Here is a 20,348-nt window from a genome sequence, read left to right as displayed (position 1 = left end):
TTAACAGGCAAATTAATTTTGCCATACAGCAACAATACAAATATTATATTGCCATTAATTGCACTGGAGAGATAAAAATGTGGCAGGGTCTGGATATCTTTCTCGCCGTTGTAGAACATGGTAGCTTCAGCAAAGCCGCGCTGGCGCTGGATGTATCAACCTCTCATGTCAGCCGTCAGATCCAGCAGCTGGAACAACGGCTGGGCACCTTACTACTGCAACGTACAACTCGCAGTATTAATCTCACCGATGCAGGCAAGCACTATGCTGCCAAGCTGAAACTGATCCAACAGGAGCTCAGTGAAGCCAACGACCAGCTGCTCGGTGGTCAGCAGATCCCTAAAGGACACATACGTATTACCGGTGCCGGGGATTTTGTGGCCAACAGCGTCGCCCCTGTGATCGCTGAGTTTTGCCTGCAATACCCGGAAGTCACCGTTGATATTGATTTTAATAACCGTAATGTCGACCTGGTTGAGGATGGCTTCGACCTGGCCATTCGTTTTGGCCGAATGCGCGACTCCAGTCTCATTGCCCGTAAACTAACGCCCAGGCCCATGACTTTGGTTGCCAGCCCTGACTATCTCAATCGACATCCAGCACCCACACATCCCCAGCAGCTGAGTCAACACAACTGCCTGCTGGCTGCCAATAACCGCTGGCGCTTTGCCATCGGCGATAACATTGAAGAAGTCAAAGTCAGCGGGAACTGGCGGACCAATCACCCGCACGCACTGTTACAAGCCTGCCTGCAAGGTCTTGGCATTTCACACCTGGCGCGCGATATTGTTGAACCGCATCTTGCTTCGGGCGCGCTGTTCACCCTGCTGGACGAGTTTCAGGTCACAGATAACGCCTCCTGGCTGGTTTACCCTCGTAAAGATTTGATGCCGTATCGGGTGCGCTTACTCATTGATTTTCTGTTAGATCGCTTTAATACATCGATTGACTAAGGAAAACCCGACAGGATAAAACTTGATCTCTTCACGGTGTTATACTAAATTAAATCGCACACGATATAATCACAAGAGATTTAAAATGACCAAACTATACGAGTTCAGTGCTAATACATTGCAAGGACAGCCCTTTGAATTTAGCAGCCTGCAGGGCAAGGTCGTGCTGGTTGTGAATACCGCCAGTCAGTGCGGGCTTACACCTCAGTACGAAGGACTTCAGGCACTGCATGAGCAATATGCAGACCAAGGCCTGACCATTATAGGCTTTCCCTGTAACCAGTTTGGTCAACAGGAGCCTGGCAGTGCTACTGAGATACAACAGGGCTGTCTGATAAACTACGGGGTTGATTTTCAGATGATGGAGAAAATTGAGGTCAATGGAGACAATGCCCATCCATTGTATGACTACCTGAAAGACGCCCTGCCCGGTTTGTTCGGTAACAAAATCAAGTGGAACTTCACCAAGTTTTTGCTGGGTAAAGACGGTCAGCCATTGGCACGCTATGCGCCGACCACAAAACCTGAGAAAATAAGCAAAGATATTGAAAAAGCATTAAGTGCATAAGATGAAAGAACAGCCGACGCAATTGCGTCTGGACAACCAACTATGTTTTAGCTTATATGCCGCATCACGTCAGGTCACACGGCTCTATCAACCCTTGTTGAAAGCCCATGGCCTCACCTATCCGCAATACATAGTCCTGATGATCCTGTGGCAACAGGACGGGTTATTAGTAGGAGAGATAGGCAAGCGAGCACAGCTGAACAGTAACACGCTCACCCCATTGCTCAAACGACTGGCACAACAGGAGTTGGTGACACGGGTGCGCTCTGAACGTGATGAACGCCAGTGTCATATTTATCTGACCGATGCAGGTAAAGCACTAGAGGCCGCCTGTAGCTGTATTCCCCAGCAGATGCTGGCACAGACCAATATGCCAGTGGCAGATTTGCAACAGCTTAAGGCACTGCTGGATACCTTTTTAAGTAGCCAGCTCAGCGATAATTAGGCAATAAAAAAGGCTGAAACTGAGTTCAGCCTTTTCTACCATGTACATCATTAAACCCCGACATTATGGGGTTAATATGAGGCAGGACCTCATTACCCGATGCTAGGGTATTCGCGGTATGCTTTCTCAAGCTTCTTAGCTTGTTTCTTAGACACACCCAGGTGGTTCAGTGCCACACGTAAACGCGCACGCGACAAGTCTGAACCAAGAATTTCCATAGCATCAACAACAGAAGTTGACGAAGTTTTGCCAGTAATGGCAACGAAGATTGGTTCCAGGAAGTCTTTGATCTTCAGCTCGTGGAAAGTCGCCACCGATTTAGCTACCGCGAAGACTTCACTCTTGTTCCACTGACGTAGCTTATCCAGCTCCCAGATGAAAAATTGCAGTGCCTGACGTACCGTTTCTTCCTCCGCCTTACCAGCTGTCAGTAGTGCAGGATCATACTCAGGGATTCCACCCACAAAGTGACCGGCAAGGCCTACCAGATCTGACAAAGTGTTAATACGTGTCTTGGCTTCAGGCAACACGCGCGCCAGCATCTGACCATTCAGTTTCCAGTCAACGAAGCGCTCAATGAGTTGCTCGTCACTTAGATCTTCACGGATCCACAGACCATTCAACCAGCTTAGCTTATCGATATCAAACACAGGTCCACCCAGAGATACACGCTTCATGTCGAAGTGTTCAATCATTTCGGCCAGAGTAAACTTCTCACGCTCATCCGGCATAGACCAGCCCATACGGCCCAGGTAATTCAGTACCGCTTCCGGCAGGTAACCCATTTCTTTGTAGTAGTTAATAGAAGTTGGGTTCTTGCGCTTTGATAGTTTTGACTTATCTGGGTTACGTAATAACGGCAAGTGACCCAGTACCGGCGCCTGCCAGCCAAAATCTTCGTACAGCTTCAACAGTTTAGGCGCTGAGTTAATCCACTCTTCACCACGGAAGATATGGCTGATCTGCATGTGGTGATCGTCAACGACGTTGGCCAGGAAATAGGTCGGGAACCCGTCTGCCTTGAGCAGCACCTGCATATCGACATTTTCCCACGGGATCTCAATCTCACCGCGCAGGTAGTCATTAAACTTAAAGCTGCCTTCTTCGGGGATCATCATACGGATCACATACGGCTTACCCGCATCCAAATTCGCCTGAATTTCTTCCTGACTCAGCTTAAGTCCGCGACCGTCGTACTTAGGACGTAACCCTTCTGCCATTTGCTGCTCACGCATTTCGTCCAACTCTTGTGCCGTTGCGAAGCAGTAGAATGCCTTGCCTTCTTCAACCAGTTGATGAGCATATTTTTTATATAAATCGCTGCGCTCAGACTGGCGATAAGGGCCAAACTCACCGCCAACATCCGGTCCGTGATCCCACTCAAGACCCAACCAGTGCAGGCTGTCCATAATAGCCTGCTCAGATTCAGGCGTGCTTCGTTGCTGATCGGTATCTTCGATACGCAGCACAAATTCACCGCCTTGCTGCTTAGCAAAACAGTAGTTGAATAACGCAATATAGGCTGTGCCTAGATGGGGATCACCCGTCGGTGACGGGGCAACACGCGTGCGGATAGTCATGTTTTTTCTCTTAATTTGTGTCTAATGAGGTCATGGGGCTAATGCTAGCATAGCCCCTTGAGCGGGCAAACTATTGCAACACAGTTTGCCAGGTGTGGTGATTAAGCTGCTTGTTCAAGCTTTTGTAAATACGCCACAATATCGTTCGATTCATACAGCCAGGTCACCTGGTTTTGCTCTTCAATTCGAAGGCAAGGCACCTTAATTTTACCGCCCTGCTCTTGCAGCTCCTGACGGTATACCTGATTGTTCATGGCATCACGGGTTTCCAGCTTCAGCCCTTCTCGCTTAGCAGCACGGCGTACCTTGACGCAAAATGGGCAACCCTTAAACTGATACAACTTTAATTTGGCGGTTTGCGCATCCAACTTAGCCTGAGCATCTGCCGGGCGTTTTTTACTGCGCGGGGTAAAGATAAAATCAAACAGTAAGATCAGACTGCCAAGCGCCATACGGATTAATTTCATAGTTAGACTCCAGGATTCTCGTGGCGCGTAGAATACCACAAACTTCCCAGATAATTGGTACATATTGGCTTAAAAAAGTTCGATATCCGAGCTTGCAATCTGCTCCGATTCAAGCCCCAGAGCACCGGAAAAGACAACTTTATTCCGGCCATTCTGCTTTGCATGATAAAGCGCCTTGTCTGCCTGATTGACTAATTCAGATACTTGCATCACGTCGGTTATTTCAGTGAAGCCTCCACTTAGCGTGACAGTCTTTACCTGAGGAAACGTAGCCTGACCTACTACATCACGCACCCTGTCCAACAATAACAGCGCTTCTGTATCTGTATGCGCCTGAAACAAAATAGCAAACTCCTCACCACCGTAGCGAAATACATAGTCTTCCGCGCGGAAATTGTCTTTGAGATACTGCGCAGTCAGCAAGATCACCTCATCTCCAATGACATGACCGAAGGAATCATTCACACGCTTAAAATGATCGATATCAAACAGCGCCAGATACCAATTGCGCGCATTATGTTCTGCTCGTGGTTGCAAAAATCCCTGACCGGATGCTATCTGGAGCACTCTTTCGTCAAAAGTTTGCCTGTTAAGTAACTGAGATAAAGGGTCAATTCTGGCCAGTGCTAACGTATGCCACTGATGAAAAAACACATTCATCAGGTGTGCTGTCAGGTTACAGTTGGCCGGGGTGAGCGACTCATAGACCCAAAGTAAGCCAATGATCTGATCGTCAAGTCGCAAAGGCATGCAGGTGTAAGATTTGCTGATCAACACCGGCTTACCTCTGCACAACTGGGTTTTTTCCAACATATCTTCTAATGCCAGTGCCTGCTCCACATGTTGCTGATAAACCAGCTTCAGGGACTCTTTGCGTGACAGGCTCGGGCGAATAAAAAAACTCAGTGCTGAATCTGGCAGTAAAGATGCCAGAATGTCACAAAACTGCTGATACAACGCCCGCTCTTCTTTAAGCTGTAATAAGCTGATGGTGTATTCGTGTCCGCAAATGGATGTAGTCACATGGTTGCCCAATGATCAGATTCACCCTAAAGATTAGCGTTTATTTACCAGCTTTCAATAATCCCTTGCAAACATGCCTGCGCAATGAATCCCATGCAATTGACGCAGGCGGAGGGTGAAGTCTTAAACTGAACCGGCGTACACATCCAATAACACCAAGTCATCACGATGAACAACGACGTTGGACGCTGGGTATCCCAGTGTTAACGGGATTTCACTGCTGTGTAAGCGTTTAATTTGATCCATTTCCTTGTGATCAAATGCCACTAACCCTTTTGCAACCAGCTGACTATCCAGGTCTCGTATTTCTATCACATCGCCACGAGAAAACTCACCTCCGATAGCAACTATCCCTTTAGCCAATAAGCTCGCCCCCTGGTGACTAATGGCCGCGACAGCGCCGGGGTCGCATTGTACATACCCGGTTGATTTTGGACCTGAAAGCAGCCATTTTTTACGCCCCTCCAGGGGCGCATCAAAGCGCACAAAGGTGGTACTTTCCGCAGAGCCTGCCATGACTTGCTCAATCACCTGCGGCTCGGCACCTTTAGCAATTATGGTCTCGATACCGGCACGTTGCGCAGTGCGCGCAGCTTCGAGCTTTGTATACATGCCACCAGTGCCCAGTTTACTACCCGCGCCTCCTGCTAATGCCATTAAAGACTCGTCGATAAACTCGACTTCCGAGATCAGTGTGGCTGTAGGATTGCTGCGAGGATCGGCGGTGAACAAACCTGGTTGATCCGTCAATAGCATGAGCTTGTCAGCGTTGGCCAGAATAGCGACTAGTGCTGACAAATTGTCATTGTCACCGACCTTGATTTCGGACGTAGCGACGGCATCATTTTCATTCACAATGGGGATCACCTGATGTTTTAGCAACTGGGTGATAGTATCCCGGGCATTGAGGTAGCGCTCGCGATCTTCAACATCTGCACGGGTTAGCAACAGCTGGGCCACCGGCTGATCATACAAAGCAAACAACGACTGCCACAGATGGATAAGCTGGCCCTGCCCAATGGCGGCCAACATCTGTTTCTCGGCAATCGAAACACCCACGCTGTGCGCGACAACATCTCTGCCGGCAGCCACTGCACCACTGGACACCAACACGGGTGAATACCCTTGCTTTTTAAGTGCCATACACTGAGTGACGATATCGACCATGCGCGGCTTATTCAGCTTATCTGTACCAGCTGTTAATACACTGGTACCCAGCTTGATCACTATTACCTTACTTCTTTTCATTCCTCATTCCTTCACTGTACAAATGACAGGCATTGAGCACTGTTATAACACGAAGGTGAACGCAAAAAAATCGGTGACCATAAAAAGCGCTGGATCAAAGAAAGGCCCACTATCGCTTGCGTTGTAGGACCAACTCGTTTAAAAAGCCAGTGATATTAAGTAATGAATGGGGCTGATACCATGAGCAAACCAAATAAAGAACTGAAAATGCTACCTTTACTCTTTGTAAGTATCGCACTGTGTATTGGTGGGCACTTTATTTTGCAGCCCAACTACCAGGATAGCCACATCGCAGAATATGCCTTAGCGGCCCTGCCTTTTCTGATGTTTGCCATCGTCATTATCGCCATAAAAATCGCCATAAAAGCAGATAAAGAGGACTGAGTAACGGCGCTTTGACGATCACAGTTTATGATAGCCAAACCACTGTGGGGCAAGTGATTGCGACTGACCACTGGGCGTCAGACGAACATAGTGATGGCCATCAATGAGATCTAACATCATGCAGTCATCTACCTCATACAAATCATCTTTATGACGCAGCTCCACCTGAGGCAGCAAAGTGTCTAAAGCGCGTGCCTTGGCTGCCTGTGCTGTAGGTGCAACAAACAACCCAAATGCATGCTGCTCAGCCAAAGAGTCGCGCTGATATCCACCCAGATTAACGAAGTAAAGATTAGGCTGTTGTTCGGGCGGTTCGCTGACCAAATCCACCTGATACCCATCGATATGCTGCAGGGTCACATAGCTGTCCATATGCACTTTATCTTTATCCCCCACCCATTGCTGTTTCAGGGCGCTAAAGGTGTCTTCGATACGCTCACCAACGACAAATCGTATGTCGTGCATTTCAATGTGGCAGCCACTCAACCGCCCGCCCAGGTACACCATAAATAACTGCATTTCTGACCCTAATAAGTGTATTTGATACCATTTTATAGTAACACAGCCACTTTTTGGTCTCAGTTCGATGTCTTTTTAAAGGAAAATGCGGTATTGGTGGATAAACGAATAAAATAACACAAGGAAAACCCTGTCATGATCCGGTTAATTTACCTGACACTGATCTTGTTCAGTGGGATCAGCATGGCTCAGTTCACACTGATACACAATGTCAACGGCTACACACCGACCCGAGAGGGAGAGGTTAATACTTTTTCCACCCTGGTTATCAAAGATGGTAAAGTCGTCAGAACAGGCGACAAACAGCTAGCCGACCAATACCCAAAAGCCCGTAAATTTAATGGTCAGGGCATGACTTTACTGCCCGGTCTGATTGACGCACATGGTCATGTTATTGGACTGGGGAATAATCTGTCCCGTCTTGATATTCGTGACGCTGATTCAGTCGAAGAAGTCGGCAAGTTGCTAGCTGCTTTCAGTAAAGAAAATCCTAAGGGGTGGATCCTGGGACGAGGCTGGGATCAAACTCGCTGGACACCCAGTACATTTCCGACAGCTGAGGATCTGGATAGATTTGTAAAAGACAGGCCTGTCGTACTCACTCGTGTTGATGGACATGCAATCTGGGTAAATAGTCAAGCCATGGCGCTGGCTGGGATTAACGCCCAGAGTCAGTCTCCCGCTGGCGGAGAGATTATTCGCCACGCATCAGGGAACCCAACAGGCATATTTATCGACAAAGCTGAAAGCCTGGTCAGAAAATACATTCCACCAACCTCATCTGCGCACCTAAGCCAGTCTCTGAACAAAGCCGGTGCGCATTTACTCAGCCTGGGAATTACCAGCGCACATGATGCAGGCATAGATAAACAAACCTGGAAGCTGTACCAAAGCCGTGCAGAAACCCAAACGTTGCCGCTGCGCATCTATGCTATGCTCAGCGCAGCTGATCCACAGCTGGATAGCATGCTGCAAGCTGGTATCTATAAAGATAAGCGCGATATGCTGTCTATTCGCAGTGTCAAAATCTATGCAGACGGAGCCTTAGGTAGCCGCGGCGCTGCGCTGCTTAAAGAATACAAAGATCGCCAGGGATACCGGGGACTGATGCTCGAGCAACCTCAACACCTCGAGCAACTTATTTCACAGGCTGTCAGGCATGGCTTCAGTGCACATACTCATGCAATAGGTGACCGCGCCAACCGTCTGGTGTTGGATAGTTACGAGAAAGTCTTTAAAACAACCGGAGGGAAACTGCTAAGGAATCGGATCGAGCATGCCCAGCTCATTGAACCGGGCGATATTCCCCGCTTTAAAACACTGAATATCATTCCGTCAATGCAGCCTATTCATGCAACATCGGATATGCACATGGCTGAGCAGAGGCTCACCGACGAACAATTACAAGGTGCCTATGCGTGGCAAACTTTCTTACAGCAAGGCAGCAAAGTGGCGGCAGGATCCGACTTTCCCGTCGAACTGGCTAACCCATTCCATGGCCTGCATGCAGCCGTTACCCGTATGAATGCCCAGCAGTCCCCTCAACAAGGTTGGCGCAATCATGAACGGCTAACACGCAAACAGGCTTTGCAAGCATTCACCCTCGATGCAGCTTACGCAGCGTTTCAGGAATTCAAATTAGGCAGTCTGGAGCAAGGAAAATGGGCTGATTTTATCTTACTGGATAAAGATTACTTCAAAGTACCAGAGAAGGAAATAAGGGATATTCAGGTTATGCAAACCTGGATTGCAGGCCAGTTAAGGTATTCGAAAGACTAATCGATGAGTGTAAAACTACACAGAGCGGCGCGTGTATCGCGCTCGCTCTTTATGACTGGGGATTGCTATCAGCCTTGTGTAGCTTAGCCAGGTGATAAATATTCACCAGTGCCAACAAGCCATTAGTCAAGGCAACGGGCCAGGCCGTTATCATGACCCCATATATGGTAAAACATATACACCCTGCGAGGTTGAACCAACGTAATTTAACCACATTGGACATCATTAGAGAAATGACTAAAAAAGCAGACGCAACATAACCTAAAAGTTCCCAAGTCATTTGTTCTCTCCTCGCAAGTGAGTTAGCATTATTCAGTGTAGACGCCAAGGCTCAGAATGCTGGATAATGATATCAGCTTGGCTGGCATCGACCTGCGTTAATAGCAAATGCGATTGCCATCAACACAGGCTACACGAATAAAAAGGCTAACTCACGAAACCCCACAGAAATTAGGACCTGAAATAAGCTCTAACACGGGAACGGGGGTGAAAAGCATTTAGCCTCTCAATCGGGTGAGTTAGCGTGAAACCGATAAGTGTCATGCTATCTTCATAACAAATTAATAAATAGGACAATTGTCCGAAGAGCCATCCAGATGTTTCAATATCATTTTTCAACCACTTTGGTGGAGCAACTGCTCAGTTTTGCAGGCAACAGTTTTCAGCACACAAAAAAAGAAGTGTTAATCCACCAGGATGAGCCCCTCACAAAGCTGATCCTGGTGAGAAGTGGTACTGTGTCTTTCAGTTATGATGTTGGGAATGGTCGGCGCTTGTTGCTTGGCCAGCTGGACTGCAACAATACTTTGATAGGTGAAATTGAAGCTTTAAATAACCAGCCGTGTATATACACAGTCACTTGTCTTAATGATGTCCAATATAATTTGATTGAACTTAAGCATTGGCGACAACTATTACTTTCTCAGCCAGAATTAAGCCTGTATACAGCACAAACCATTGCAGCAAAGTTCACTGAGAACCAAAAAATAAACCTGGATAAATTGTTGCTGCCATTGAGCTACAATATTGCGAAAGATTGTTTGCTCAGAGCCGAAAACAATCATCCAGCACTGTTACGTGCCTATTCAACCGTTAGTGCTGAAGCTGAACGTTTTGCCACAACCGAACGCGCATATCGCCGAGTGGTCACTGAGCTTGTTGAAAAAGGGTTAATAGTAAGAACATCAGACGGCTTGAAGCCCGTTGATTTGACTAAATTGCAAGCGTTTATAGATGCATTTGCACAAATTTAATCGTTCATTATTCTTCGGAAAAATGGATTATTAACACATATGACGTGATAACCTAAAAGTACATCAGTAGGTTATTATTTTATGTGAAATTTTGGATAAAGTTCGAGCAGTTCACTTGACGAAAAATTAATGTCGGCTTATCCTCTAAACACTAATTTGCGCGCGGGGCAAGGCTATCTTACATCTGCACAGCATTAGTGACTACTCTCAGTTTACTTGGATTTAAAGGAAAAGGTAAAAATCATGGGAAACAAACAATTCAAACTAACTAAACTTGCCCTGGCATTGGGTGTTACAGTTAGTTTAGCAGGCTGCTTTAGCGACAACGACAACAACGTTGATATTAAGCCGCCACCGGAAGACAAAACAGTTGCAGTTCTACCTGGCGACCTAGTTGTTGACAAGAAAGCAGGTTCATTCTCAATCGTAGTAACAGACTCTGCAGGCCAGCCGCTAAGTGATGATGTTAGCGCGACAATTAAGTTCACTAGCAGCAATGCAGCGAGCATTCTGAACACAGCGGGCGGCGCACTGACAGAAGAAGATAAAGCAGCAACAGGCGGTTCATTTGCGTTTACCGTAGATGCAATTCCTGCCGACGGTCTGTCTTTTGATTTCGTGATCACAGCTGATGGTTTCCTTTCTAATTCTGGTACAGTTGAGCTGTCAAGCGATGACGTCGATGTTGCTGATCAGGTTCGTCTGACAGCTCGCTCTCTTGAGCAAGCAGAAAATGCAGCACCTATCATTGCGACTACAAGCACGCTTGCTGAAGTTGCAGGTGAAGGCGTAACAACGTCATACACAGCTGCAGGCGGTCTGGCACTTGAAGGTGCAGACAGCATTACCCTGACCAAAGATCTTGACGCAGCTAAGAACACTAACAAAGCAGCCGGTGGTGTATCGGTTACTTTGAATAACGGTACTAAGTTCCGTGACAAAGACAACAAAGAGCTTGAATCAGTTCCAACTCTGACCGTTGCTTACTTCGGTAACGAAGCGACTCGTTCAACGTCTGAAGCTGACACTGCTGCTACACAAGAATCTTCTCTTGATGCTTTCCCTGGTGGCCTTGGTCTGACAGTAGCTGAAAACGAAACAACTAATCGTGAAGGTTCATTCGCAACGGGTGGTTTTGTTGCAATCGAGCTGGTTGACGAAAACGGCACTAAAGTTGACAACTTCGCTGGTGGTGACATCAAAGTTGCAATGAAGATTGACAAAAACACGTCAAACACCTGTCCTATGACTTTTGACGGCGATGCATCTGATGCAGCGGCGGTTAAAGCAGCAGCAGAAGCTGACGGCACCGGCATGTTTAAAAACGGTGTATGTACTCAAGCGGTAGCACCACGTCAAATTGCAGTGAATGATATCTTCCCTGTATGGAGCTACGACGAAGACGCGGGTAAGTGGTCTTTCGAAAGCTATGGTGTCGTTAAAGCAGATGCAAATGCAGAAGCAACAACACATAACGTTGCTGTTTCAGTTAACCACCTGTCTTACTGGAACCTGGATTTCTTCACTTACATCATCGGTGCTGATAAGTGTAATAATCGTCGTTTAAGCTTTGACATCAAAGATTCAAACGGCGATAACAGCGAAGTATATGCTGATGTACTGGTTGAAGCTAACAGCTACCGTCTATTGATTGGCGCATACAACCGTACCGACCTTGCAAAAGGTACTTTCAGAAACCCACCTTCATTCCCAGTTAAACTGAAAATGATGAAAGACGGTGAGAACATTCTGGATGGTGCTACTCTGAAAGATGGTACAACTATTGACCTAGATGATAATGGTGCAGCATCAGGCGTACAATTCACTGACTTGTGTGACCTAGATGGTGGTACTCTGCAGCTGACTACAGCGCCTGCAGCTAACATTGTTAAGCCACTAACACCTCAGTTTGTGTGTGCAAGCAATACTGCAGACGAGCAGCCTACTCCAATCACTACACCAACAATTGCTCAGCTGTTCCGTGGTGGTCGCTTTGTTAAGACCTTCTACCCTTCAGGTCAGTTTGAAGTAAGCCTTGAAAATGGCGATTCGGCAGCTTACACAGTTCGTTATAAGAACCCGAACAACAACACTTGGTTCACTCAGGCCATTGAAGCTAACACAACTGCTGCAACGCTTGATATCCCGGTTGCTTGTACTGTTCAGAACCTAACTGGTACTGGCGGTAGCTAATTACTAGAGTAAACTGAATTAAAGCCGCGTTTACGCGGCTTTTTTATTGTCTCGGCTTTCATACCTTATCTGCTCAAGCTTATTCGGTTTAAACCAATTGGCATGACACGAACGGTTTTAAAAATTTCCTGTTTAAAGCCCCTGTTTTTAATAATTTCGCAAGCCTTACCCTCAATGGCCTTACCTAAAGTGAGTACAGCCTCATGCATGCCATATGTTTTTCAGCGGCGACTGGTGCTGTACAATGTGCTTTGACATGTCAGCGCACCAAGACGATAGGCACTAAATGTGAATATTAAAACAACCTTGAGAAGAAGCACTCTATGATAAAAGTTGCTTAGATGATCATTTAAGGCGAATGGGCATGTATATCAAAAAGACTTACAAATAACTGCTCAGAAGTGACGGTTTAACTGTCTTACCAATAACGCTGTACAGCGTTCAGACAGACAAAGAGCATAGCCGAAAGGAAAGTCAAACAACCAGCATAGTTGATACTGGCAAAAGGAGCACCCATATGAACTGCTGAGTGCTCCGCTACGCTAGTAGTCTTTATAGCTCCAGATCTTGCGCGTCAGCCAGACCTTGATCTTCACCTTCTTCTGGCTTAATGGTTGCCTGAAGTAGTAGCATTTCACGTAACTTGCCTTCGATTTCATCAGCAATTGCCGTGTTTTCTTTAAGGAACTTAATCGAGTTCGCTTTACCCTGGCCGATCTTATTACCATTATAACTAAACCAGGCGCCAGCTTTATCAACCAACTTGTGCTTCACGCCCAAGTCAATCAGTTCACCCTGCTTAGAAGTACCTTCACCATACATGATGATAAATTCTGCTTGTTTAAATGGTGGAGCAACTTTGTTCTTAACAACCTTAACTCGGGTTTCATTACCGATGACTTCGTCGCCTTCTTTCACAGAACCAATACGACGAATGTCCAAACGTACTGAAGCGTAGAATTTTAGTGCGTTACCACCAGTTGTAGTCTCAGGGTTACCGAACATCACACCGATCTTCATACGAATTTGGTTGATGAAGATACACAGAGTATTTGAACGCTTGATATTAGCAGTCAGTTTACGTAAAGCCTGAGACATCAGACGCGCCTGCAAACCTACGTGGGTATCACCCATTTCACCTTCAATTTCAGCTTTAGGGGTCAATGCTGCAACAGAGTCAACCACAACTACGTCTACCGCACCTGAGCGTACCAGCATGTCACAGATCTCAAGAGCTTGTTCACCCGTGTCAGGCTGAGACACAAGCAGATCGTTTACATTAACGCCCAGCTTTTCTGCATAAACCGGATCCAATGCATGCTCGGCATCCACGAAGGCACATGTTTTACCTTGCTTTTGCGCTTCTGCAATAGCTTGCAGCGTCAGGGTAGTTTTACCTGATGACTCAGGACCATAAATTTCTACAATACGACCAGTTGGCAAGCCGCCGATACCCAAAGCAATATCCAGTCCCAATGAGCCTGTTGAAACAGCTTCAATGTCCAGCGCCTGACTGTCGCCTAGTTTCATAATAGAGCCTTTACCAAACTGTCTCTCGATCTGAGACAATGCAGCGTCGAGCGCTTTTTGTTTGTTATCGTTCATTTGCTTCTCCAATCTAGCGTATTGTCGACAAGTATACTGTATAGAATTACAGTATCAAGCACATTTTAAGCATTTAGCAGAGAAATAATTTTTCTTATTGAAAAATCAATAGCTTGCACTCTAACATCAGCCCTACTACCGCTAAAATCGCCCCGCTCACACAGTACTTTTCCCTGTAAATAGAAGCCAAACCATACAGTACCCACAGGTTTTTCTGGTGACCCACCGCCAGGTCCCGCAATACCGGATACTGCAATCGCTATATCTGCTTGTGCTGCATCGGCCGCCCCCTGAGCCATCTCATAAACCGTTTGCTCGCTGACTGCGCCAAACTCTTCCAGAGTTTTCCTTGCAACCCCCAACAATTCGGTTTTAGCATCGTTGCTGTAAGTAACAAAGCAACGCTCTATATAAGCTGATGACCCGGGTGTATCCGTCAACGCATAGCTAATGCCACCACCGGTACATGATTCTGCGGTAGTGATTGTCATCTCGTTATTCGTTAGAATAGCGCCCAATTGTGCCGCCAACCCGGCTATCTCAGTATGAAGCTCCATACTAAATTCCTTTAGGTATAAGTAATGTCGTTAGATCTTTATTCCGAACATACTATAAAACAACAAACCCCTATGATGCAGCAGTATCTTAGGATCAAAGCACAACACCCAGATATTCTGCTGTTTTATCGTATGGGTGATTTCTACGAGCTATTCTTTGACGATGCCATCCGTGCAGCTCAGCTGCTCGACATTTCTCAGACTCATCGAGGAAAAGCAGGCGGTGCCCCCATTCCAATGGCCGGTGTGCCTTATCATGCGGTCGAAAATTACCTGGCCCGATTAGTTCAGATGGGCGAGTCTGTCGCGATCTGCGAACAGGTAGGCGATCCCGCAACCAGTAAAGGCCCTGTCGAACGTAAAGTTGTGCGCATTGTCACCCCGGGTACTGTGACCGATGAGGCGCTACTGCAAGAGCGCCAGGACAACCTGTTAGCAGCCTTATGGCAAGACAAACAACAGTATGGCGTCGCTTACTTAGACATCAACTCCGGGCGTTTCAACATTGTTGAGCTGGCCACCGACGAAGCCCTGACTTCTACGCTGCAAAGATTGCAGCCGGCGGAGCTGCTCTACCCTGAATCGTTCAGTAACTTGCTGGTCCTTGAGCAGGTCAAGGGTGCCAGACGCCGTCCGGATTGGGAGTTTGATCTGGATACGGCCACCCATTTGCTATGTCAGCAATTTGGCACACAGGACCTGATAGGGTTTGGTGTCGCAGACGCCAAGGCCGGATTAGTCGCTGCGGGTTGTGTCATGCAATATGTTAAGGACACTCAGCGCACAGCACTACCGCATATTCGGGCCATCACGCTGGAGAAAAACGAACATGCGGTGATTCTCGATGCCGCCACGCGTAAAAACCTTGAGCTGACCGTTAACCTGTCTGGCAGCATTGAAAACACGCTGGCACAGGTGCTGGATAAAACCGCAACCCCGATGGGCTCGCGATTGCTAAAACGCCGTATTCATACGCCAGTGCGTAATCGTGACGAGCTTAATGCCAGGCTCAATGCCATAGCCAGCTTGATTGAATCCCAGCTCAATATTGAGGTCTACGACGCGCTGCGCCAAATTGGCGATATTGAACGAGTAGTTGCCCGCCTGGCACTGTGTAATGCCCGGCCAAGAGACTTAACGCGACTGCGTAATGCATTGCAGGCACTGCCCCCATTGCATCACTTGCTGGGAGAAAGCAGCGATCCCAGATTGCAGCAGATCCGCGCACATTCTCCGACTTTGCCAAAACTTCAGGATTTGTTAGAGCGTGCGATTATAGATAATCCACCCGTACTGATCCGCGATGGCGGCGTGATTGCCCCCGGTTACAATAGTGAGCTGGATGAGTGGCGCGCACTTAGTGAAGGAGCCACGGATGTACTGGATCAGCTCGAAGAACGTGAACGAGAGCGCACCGGGATCAGCACACTGAAAATTGGCTACAACAAAGTACATGGGTTTTATATTGAGATCAGCAAAGCCAACTCACACCTGGCGCCGCCCGAGTATATTCGCCGCCAGACACTGAAAAACAACGAGCGCTATATCATTCCTGAACTCAAGGAGCATGAAGACAAAGTACTGGGCAGTCAGAGCAAAGCGCTGGCACTTGAAAAACAACTGTATGAAGAGCTGTTTACTTTGATTGCGCCTTATATCGAGCAGCTACAAACCATGGCGGCAGCGCTGGCCGATTTAGACGTGCTCAATACCTTGGCGGAGCGGGCGCAAACGCTGGATTACTGTAAGCCTGAGCTTAGCAATGGCGATGAGATCCACATAGAAGCAGGCCGTCATCCGGTCGTGGAGCAGGTCAGTAAAGAACCCTTTATTGCTAACCCGGTTCACCTTAATGCGGATCGTAAGATGTTGATCATCACAGGTCCAAATATGGGCGGTAAATCGACATACATGCGTCAAACAGCTCTAATTGTCCTGATGGCACATATCGGCAGTTATGTCCCAGCCAGTGCAGCCCAAATAGGTAAAGTTGACCGCATTTTTACCCGTATTGGCGCCAGTGACGATCTGGCTTCAGGGCGCTCAACCTTTATGGTAGAAATGACAGAAACGGCCACTATACTGAACAATGCAACGGCTGAGTCTCTGGTCTTAATGGATGAAATTGGCCGGGGTACCAGTACCTACGATGGTCTCTCATTGGCCTATGCAACGGCTGACTATCTGGCGGGTAAGATAGCCGCCAAAACACTGTTCGCCACCCATTATTTCGAACTGACGGAACTGGCCGAACAGCAATCAGGTTTGGTCAATGTGCACTTAGATGCCGTTGAGCACAACGACACCATAGCGTTTAAACATACAGTTATGGAAGGCGCAGCCAGCAAAAGCTTTGGGCTACAAGTGGCTGGACTGGCAGGGGTGCCTAAAGCCGTGCTGGCTATGGCAAAGCGCAAACTGACCTTGCTGGAACAACACCAGAGTGTAGTAGAAAACCCGCAAGCGGCGACATCCGCTCAGGTACAGCAAAGCCTGCCTTTGGTCAATGAACCATCTGAAGTAGAAAAAATGCTTGAGAAAATTGACCCGGACGAGCTGTCTCCCCGTGCCGCCCATGAGCTGCTTTATCAGCTCAAAGCACTGCTTTAGTCATGAAAAGCGGCTCACGAGCCGCTTTTCATTGTGCCTATACTCAGAAGCTATGATTATACTGAACACCCACAACCGTCGCATGGCCTTTTGATTTAAAGCCCCACTCGCTGCCCAGCGAATCTTTCTCTACAAAGGTCTGCGTTTTACCGCGCAGAATACTCAAACCCAAATCTATACTGGCTGCGTCACTCAGTTGATATTCGGCACCGAAAGAGTACCAGGTTCGATCCGTATCCGGGATTGAGATAGACATATGTAACTCATTGGCAGGTGAGCTGTCATAAGCCAAACCAGCTCTTAACTTCAGAGACTCATTCCACTGATAGTCACCCCCAACAGAGAAGCGCAATGAATTATCAAACAACTCTTGTTTGTTGAACACGGGTTTACCTGCTACTTGAGCCTCTAGTTCCTGGAAGCTGTTCCAGCCTGTCCACAACACGCTGTAGTGCAACGTCATTGGCTCAGTCAGTTTATGCGTACCCGAGATTTCTGCCATTGCCGGCAATGTCAGCTCAAGTGTTCCAGCCAGCGCAACGCCATTGGTGCCACCAAGTGCTGCCGGGATTTGGTTGCTGAAATGACCATCAAAGATAATATCTGTTTCACTGCGATAATGAAAACCTAAACGGTTGTCAGCATCAATTTGATAGCTCAGACCCAGGTTCCAGCCATAGCCACTGTCATCGCCTTCAAGATTAACGACCTCTGTACTGGCTGGGGCTTGCAATGTGTTTGCACCGAGGTGGCGGATCACTTTAGCATCAGCATAAACGTGATTCAGGCCTACAGCCAGCGTCCAATGTGAGTCAATCTCGTAGGCCACAGACACACCGGTATTGATGGTGACAATCTCGGTATCACCGGCCAGCTGACCAGCCACATAGTCTTCATCGAACTCGGTTGCCAGACCAAACTGCGAATAAACCCCCGCACCAACAGACCATTGCTCATTCAGACGAGCCGTCATAAATACAGCAGGCACCACTGCGCTGGGGGCTATACTGTCGTTATCCAGCTGGCTGGCTGGTAACCCATTGTTTGTTGATGTGCCTTGCAAGCTTACATCTGGCTTAACATACATCGCTGCAGCACTCACCTGTACCCCATCAAACTGACTCATCAATGCCGGGTTACGTGCAACGACAGACGCATCATCTGCCGCACTGGCTTCGCCGGCATAAGCACGGCCTAGTCCGGAAACGTTTTGCTCTGCAAGCTGAAATGCCGCCGCCAACGACTGTGAAGACGCCGCCATCAAACCTGTCGCAATCAATGCGCGCAATACTGTATTCATTCTCAACCTCAATGTTATTCAACACGAATAAAAAATTGCCCACACAGTACATAAAAGAAGAGAAAAAATCCGCAACTTAAATACTTTTAGCTACTCAATTGAGTAAAATTGGAACATTTGAAGCATTTTATTAATACATCCGATCAGAGTTAGGCTAATCACTCTAACCCCTTGGTTACAGATTCAAATGATATTAATTCTCATTACTATTGAAATAAAAGGCAGGTTTAGCATATACTCTTAGCCATATTTACAGCTCTGAGGGTTCAGGGCATTGGTAGGGAGATTAGGTCGATGCTGGCAGTTTTGATGATCGGTGCACTGACATTCTGTGGCCTTAGCGTCTACAGTCTGTGTAAAGCAAACTATTGTGCTTGCCAACGGGCAGGACAATGTGACAACCCGCTCAACCATTACTGGTTGGCAGCAATACTCAGCGCCTTGCTTGCCTTAATGTTTAGTTGCCTGGCCCTGCACACTGAAAAAGGGACTCTGGTGTGGATCCTGATGATGGCCAGCTGCCTTGCCGGAGCTTTGTTATCTGCGCAATGGCAAAAGCGAAAACTTAAACAAGCAGATGATCTTTTAACAGACGGGATAAATTGATTTGATAATCTAAAGGCCGAACGGTAGAGGCGATCTTGATTTTATCTTGCTCGTTTAAATCAATGTCTTTGGCCGTAATATGGTGCATATGCTTGGTATTGTAAAAGACCCTGACTTTGGGCGCGGTCGGTGCACCTCGATTACCTTCCAACACAAGCGCCAGACGCTCATTACTGAGCTTAACAATCGTGCCGACCGGATGTACACCTATACACTTGATAAAGTGTTGCACCAGTACAGGATCAAACTGTGCCTTGTTAGCCAGCAAATAGCGCAATGCCACCAGGGGCTCGTCGCCATCACGATGAGGGCGTTCAGCGGTCATCCCCTCATACACATCCACGATAGCCATTATGCGCGCAGCTTTGCTGATCTGCATACCTTGCAAGCGGCGAGGGTAACCACTCCCATCCAGTCTCTCATGGTGACTGACAATCATATCGAGCATCAATGGGGTTATTCCTGGCGCGTCACGAGTAAGCCCGAGAGATTGCGCAACATGGCGCTGCATGGTTTTCATTTCCAGCTTGTTTAGCGGACCATTCTTATCGATGATCCCCTGGGGAATCTTAGTGTGTCCTACGTCGTGTAGCATGGCACCAATGGCCATTTGTTCAATCACCTTCTTGCCAAGGCCCAGATACTTTGCAAAGACGGTGACCAAAATGGCACAGTTGATCATATGACGCCAGTTAAATCCCTCTTTGTCTTTGATCCGGGTGAGAATTGCCATGGCATTGGTATTTCTCAGCACAGATCCGACAATTTCCTGACTGATATCGTTGATCAGTGTCATATCAACCTGCATACCGGCAGTTAAATTACCATACAGCATTTGCAATTGCTTATTGTGCTGCTCAAACTGCCTGGCTGCATTGGCAAACTCGTCTTCCAGGCTAATTTCTTTATCTTTAGTGGGTTGTGCTTTTGCTGCCTTGGCAGGTTTGTCTTGTGCCTGCTTCTCGTTTGGCTTAGCCTCAGACGTATCAGGTTTTACTTCAGGGGCCTGATATTTTTCAGGTACTGGAATATCACTTTGAGCAAAATCGATATTCAACTCAACAACCCCGTTGGCGGCAAGACGAGCAATGATAGCTTCATCCCGAACCATACCCCGAGATTTGATTTTAACTTCAGCGCCTGACTTTTGCTTGTGAACGCTGTCCACAAACATGCCGGGTTTTAACTCTTCAATAGGGAGGGTAACTCGCATATCGCTCGCATGATGCCTGACGGCAGTGTAAATTGCACTAATATG

The 20,348-nt window shown here is 47.4% G+C and carries 19 protein-coding genes; 9 read left to right on the top strand and 10 right to left on the bottom strand.

What is annotated here, in order from left to right; translation table 11 throughout:
- The first annotated feature begins 77 nt into the window (after positions 1 to 77).
- The 3 genes from ELR70_RS07780 (at position 78) to ELR70_RS07770 (ending at position 1,966) form a co-directional block, all read left to right on the top strand.
- Positions 78 to 953: a LysR family transcriptional regulator gene (locus ELR70_RS07780; RefSeq protein ID WP_054014440.1), complete on the top strand. Its 876-nt coding sequence runs from the start codon at positions 78 to 80 to the stop codon at positions 951 to 953.
- 85 nt (positions 954 to 1,038) lie between these two features.
- Positions 1,039 to 1,521, top strand: coding sequence for a glutathione peroxidase (locus ELR70_RS07775; protein ID WP_054014439.1), 483 nt, complete (start codon positions 1,039 to 1,041; stop codon positions 1,519 to 1,521).
- Between the two features lies 1 nt (position 1,522).
- On the top strand, positions 1,523 to 1,966 hold the full coding sequence (locus ELR70_RS07770; protein ID WP_054014438.1) for a MarR family transcriptional regulator: 444 nt from the start codon (positions 1,523 to 1,525) through the stop codon (positions 1,964 to 1,966).
- Positions 1,967 to 2,058: 92 nt separating this feature from the next.
- On the opposite strand, the gene gltX is transcribed toward ELR70_RS07770, so the two are convergent.
- From gltX to proB, 4 genes are all read right to left on the bottom strand, one after another.
- Positions 2,059 to 3,546, bottom strand: a complete 1,488-nt coding sequence (gene gltX, locus ELR70_RS07765; RefSeq protein ID WP_054014437.1) for a glutamate--tRNA ligase — start codon at positions 3,544 to 3,546, stop codon at positions 2,059 to 2,061.
- A gap of 101 nt (positions 3,547 to 3,647) precedes the next feature.
- Positions 3,648 to 4,013 carry a glutaredoxin domain-containing protein gene (locus ELR70_RS07760; RefSeq protein ID WP_054014436.1) on the bottom strand — a complete coding sequence of 122 codons (366 nt, stop codon included), beginning with the start codon at positions 4,011 to 4,013 and terminating at the stop codon, positions 3,648 to 3,650.
- A 69-nt stretch (positions 4,014 to 4,082) separates the two neighbouring features.
- On the bottom strand, positions 4,083 to 5,036 hold the full coding sequence (locus ELR70_RS07755; RefSeq protein WP_128064529.1) for a GGDEF domain-containing protein: 954 nt from the start codon (positions 5,034 to 5,036) through the stop codon (positions 4,083 to 4,085).
- A 123-nt stretch (positions 5,037 to 5,159) separates the two neighbouring features.
- Positions 5,160 to 6,284, bottom strand: a complete 1,125-nt coding sequence (gene proB, locus ELR70_RS07750) for a glutamate 5-kinase (RefSeq protein WP_054014434.1) — start codon at positions 6,282 to 6,284, stop codon at positions 5,160 to 5,162.
- 180 nt (positions 6,285 to 6,464) lie between these two features.
- On the opposite strand from proB, the gene ELR70_RS07745 reads away from it, so the two are divergent.
- Positions 6,465 to 6,668: a hypothetical protein gene (locus ELR70_RS07745; protein WP_054014645.1), complete on the top strand. Its 204-nt coding sequence runs from the start codon at positions 6,465 to 6,467 to the stop codon at positions 6,666 to 6,668.
- Between the two features lie 18 nt (positions 6,669 to 6,686).
- On the opposite strand, the gene ELR70_RS07740 is transcribed toward ELR70_RS07745, so the two are convergent.
- Positions 6,687 to 7,187, bottom strand: a complete 501-nt coding sequence (locus tag ELR70_RS07740; RefSeq protein ID WP_054014433.1) for a DUF1543 domain-containing protein — start codon at positions 7,185 to 7,187, stop codon at positions 6,687 to 6,689.
- A gap of 135 nt (positions 7,188 to 7,322) precedes the next feature.
- On the opposite strand from ELR70_RS07740, the gene ELR70_RS07735 reads away from it, so the two are divergent.
- Positions 7,323 to 8,966 (top strand): amidohydrolase, encoded by a 1,644-nt coding sequence (locus ELR70_RS07735; RefSeq protein ID WP_054014432.1) that lies wholly within the window; start codon positions 7,323 to 7,325, stop codon positions 8,964 to 8,966.
- 49 nt (positions 8,967 to 9,015) lie between these two features.
- On the opposite strand, the gene ELR70_RS07730 is transcribed toward ELR70_RS07735, so the two are convergent.
- Positions 9,016 to 9,246 carry a YgjV family protein gene (locus ELR70_RS07730; protein ID WP_054014431.1) on the bottom strand — a complete coding sequence of 77 codons (231 nt, stop codon included), beginning with the start codon at positions 9,244 to 9,246 and terminating at the stop codon, positions 9,016 to 9,018.
- A gap of 316 nt (positions 9,247 to 9,562) precedes the next feature.
- Here ELR70_RS07730 and ELR70_RS07725 point away from each other — a divergent pair, with 316 nt between their 5' ends.
- Both ELR70_RS07725 and ELR70_RS07720 read left to right on the top strand, forming a co-directional pair.
- The gene (locus ELR70_RS07725; protein ID WP_054014430.1) at positions 9,563 to 10,219 is read left to right on the top strand and encodes a cyclic nucleotide-binding domain-containing protein; all 657 of its coding nucleotides are present in this window, start codon (positions 9,563 to 9,565) and stop codon (positions 10,217 to 10,219) included.
- A gap of 243 nt (positions 10,220 to 10,462) precedes the next feature.
- Entirely contained in the window at positions 10,463 to 12,412 is a 1,950-nt protein-coding gene (locus ELR70_RS07720; RefSeq protein ID WP_054014429.1) for a hypothetical protein, read from the top strand.
- A 552-nt stretch (positions 12,413 to 12,964) separates the two neighbouring features.
- Here the strand turns inward: ELR70_RS07720 and recA are convergent.
- Both recA and ELR70_RS07710 read right to left on the bottom strand, forming a co-directional pair.
- Positions 12,965 to 14,017 carry a recombinase RecA gene (gene recA, locus ELR70_RS07715; protein WP_054014428.1) on the bottom strand — a complete coding sequence of 351 codons (1,053 nt, stop codon included), beginning with the start codon at positions 14,015 to 14,017 and terminating at the stop codon, positions 12,965 to 12,967.
- A 65-nt stretch (positions 14,018 to 14,082) separates the two neighbouring features.
- A complete protein-coding gene (locus tag ELR70_RS07710; protein ID WP_054014427.1) occupies positions 14,083 to 14,574 on the bottom strand; it encodes a nicotinamide-nucleotide amidohydrolase family protein in 492 nt (163 codons plus the stop codon).
- Between the two features lie 24 nt (positions 14,575 to 14,598).
- Between ELR70_RS07710 and mutS the strand changes: the two genes are divergently transcribed.
- Positions 14,599 to 17,184 (top strand): DNA mismatch repair protein MutS, encoded by a 2,586-nt coding sequence (gene mutS / locus ELR70_RS07705; RefSeq protein ID WP_054014426.1) that lies wholly within the window; start codon positions 14,599 to 14,601, stop codon positions 17,182 to 17,184.
- 43 nt (positions 17,185 to 17,227) lie between these two features.
- Here the strand turns inward: mutS and ELR70_RS07700 are convergent, their stop codons facing one another.
- Positions 17,228 to 18,484, bottom strand: coding sequence for an outer membrane protein transport protein (locus ELR70_RS07700; RefSeq protein WP_054014425.1), 1,257 nt, complete (start codon positions 18,482 to 18,484; stop codon positions 17,228 to 17,230).
- 294 nt (positions 18,485 to 18,778) lie between these two features.
- Between ELR70_RS07700 and ELR70_RS07695 the strand changes: the two genes are divergently transcribed.
- Positions 18,779 to 19,090 carry a hypothetical protein gene (locus ELR70_RS07695; RefSeq protein WP_054014424.1) on the top strand — a complete coding sequence of 104 codons (312 nt, stop codon included), beginning with the start codon at positions 18,779 to 18,781 and terminating at the stop codon, positions 19,088 to 19,090.
- Here the strand turns inward: ELR70_RS07695 and ELR70_RS07690 are convergent.
- Positions 19,050 to 20,303 (bottom strand): HD-GYP domain-containing protein, encoded by a 1,254-nt coding sequence (locus tag ELR70_RS07690; protein WP_054014423.1) that lies wholly within the window; start codon positions 20,301 to 20,303, stop codon positions 19,050 to 19,052. The genes ELR70_RS07695 and ELR70_RS07690 overlap by 41 nt on opposite strands.
- Positions 20,304 to 20,348 lie beyond the last annotated feature (45 nt).

It is taken from the genome of Pseudoalteromonas sp. R3, assembly GCF_004014715.1.
Lineage (GTDB): Bacteria > Pseudomonadota > Gammaproteobacteria > Enterobacterales > Alteromonadaceae > Pseudoalteromonas.
The sequence above is the reverse complement of the archived record's forward strand: the minus strand, read 5'-3'. Positions and strand labels throughout refer to the sequence as shown.

Coding starts and splice junctions, on each gene's coding strand:
- ELR70_RS07780 (WP_054014440.1), top strand. CDS start 78: ATGTGGCAGGGTCTGGATATCTTTCTCGCCGTTGTAGAACATGGTAGC.
- ELR70_RS07775 (WP_054014439.1), top strand. CDS start 1,039: ATGACCAAACTATACGAGTTCAGTGCTAATACATTGCAAGGACAGCCC.
- ELR70_RS07770 (WP_054014438.1), top strand. CDS start 1,523: ATGAAAGAACAGCCGACGCAATTGCGTCTGGACAACCAACTATGTTTT.
- gltX (WP_054014437.1), bottom strand. CDS start 3,546: ATGACTATCCGCACGCGTGTTGCCCCGTCACCGACGGGTGATCCCCAT.
- ELR70_RS07760 (WP_054014436.1), bottom strand. CDS start 4,013: ATGAAATTAATCCGTATGGCGCTTGGCAGTCTGATCTTACTGTTTGAT.
- proB (WP_054014434.1), bottom strand. CDS start 6,284: ATGAAAAGAAGTAAGGTAATAGTGATCAAGCTGGGTACCAGTGTATTA.
- ELR70_RS07745 (WP_054014645.1), top strand. CDS start 6,465: ATGAGCAAACCAAATAAAGAACTGAAAATGCTACCTTTACTCTTTGTA.
- ELR70_RS07740 (WP_054014433.1), bottom strand. CDS start 7,187: ATGCAGTTATTTATGGTGTACCTGGGCGGGCGGTTGAGTGGCTGCCAC.
- ELR70_RS07735 (WP_054014432.1), top strand. CDS start 7,323: ATGATCCGGTTAATTTACCTGACACTGATCTTGTTCAGTGGGATCAGC.
- ELR70_RS07730 (WP_054014431.1), bottom strand. CDS start 9,246: ATGACTTGGGAACTTTTAGGTTATGTTGCGTCTGCTTTTTTAGTCATT.
- ELR70_RS07725 (WP_054014430.1), top strand. CDS start 9,563: ATGTTTCAATATCATTTTTCAACCACTTTGGTGGAGCAACTGCTCAGT.
- ELR70_RS07720 (WP_054014429.1), top strand. CDS start 10,463: ATGGGAAACAAACAATTCAAACTAACTAAACTTGCCCTGGCATTGGGT.
- recA (WP_054014428.1), bottom strand. CDS start 14,017: ATGAACGATAACAAACAAAAAGCGCTCGACGCTGCATTGTCTCAGATC.
- ELR70_RS07710 (WP_054014427.1), bottom strand. CDS start 14,574: ATGGAGCTTCATACTGAGATAGCCGGGTTGGCGGCACAATTGGGCGCT.
- mutS (WP_054014426.1), top strand. CDS start 14,599: ATGTCGTTAGATCTTTATTCCGAACATACTATAAAACAACAAACCCCT.
- ELR70_RS07700 (WP_054014425.1), bottom strand. CDS start 18,484: ATGAATACAGTATTGCGCGCATTGATTGCGACAGGTTTGATGGCGGCG.
- ELR70_RS07695 (WP_054014424.1), top strand. CDS start 18,779: ATGCTGGCAGTTTTGATGATCGGTGCACTGACATTCTGTGGCCTTAGC.
- ELR70_RS07690 (WP_054014423.1), bottom strand. CDS start 20,303: ATGCGAGTTACCCTCCCTATTGAAGAGTTAAAACCCGGCATGTTTGTG.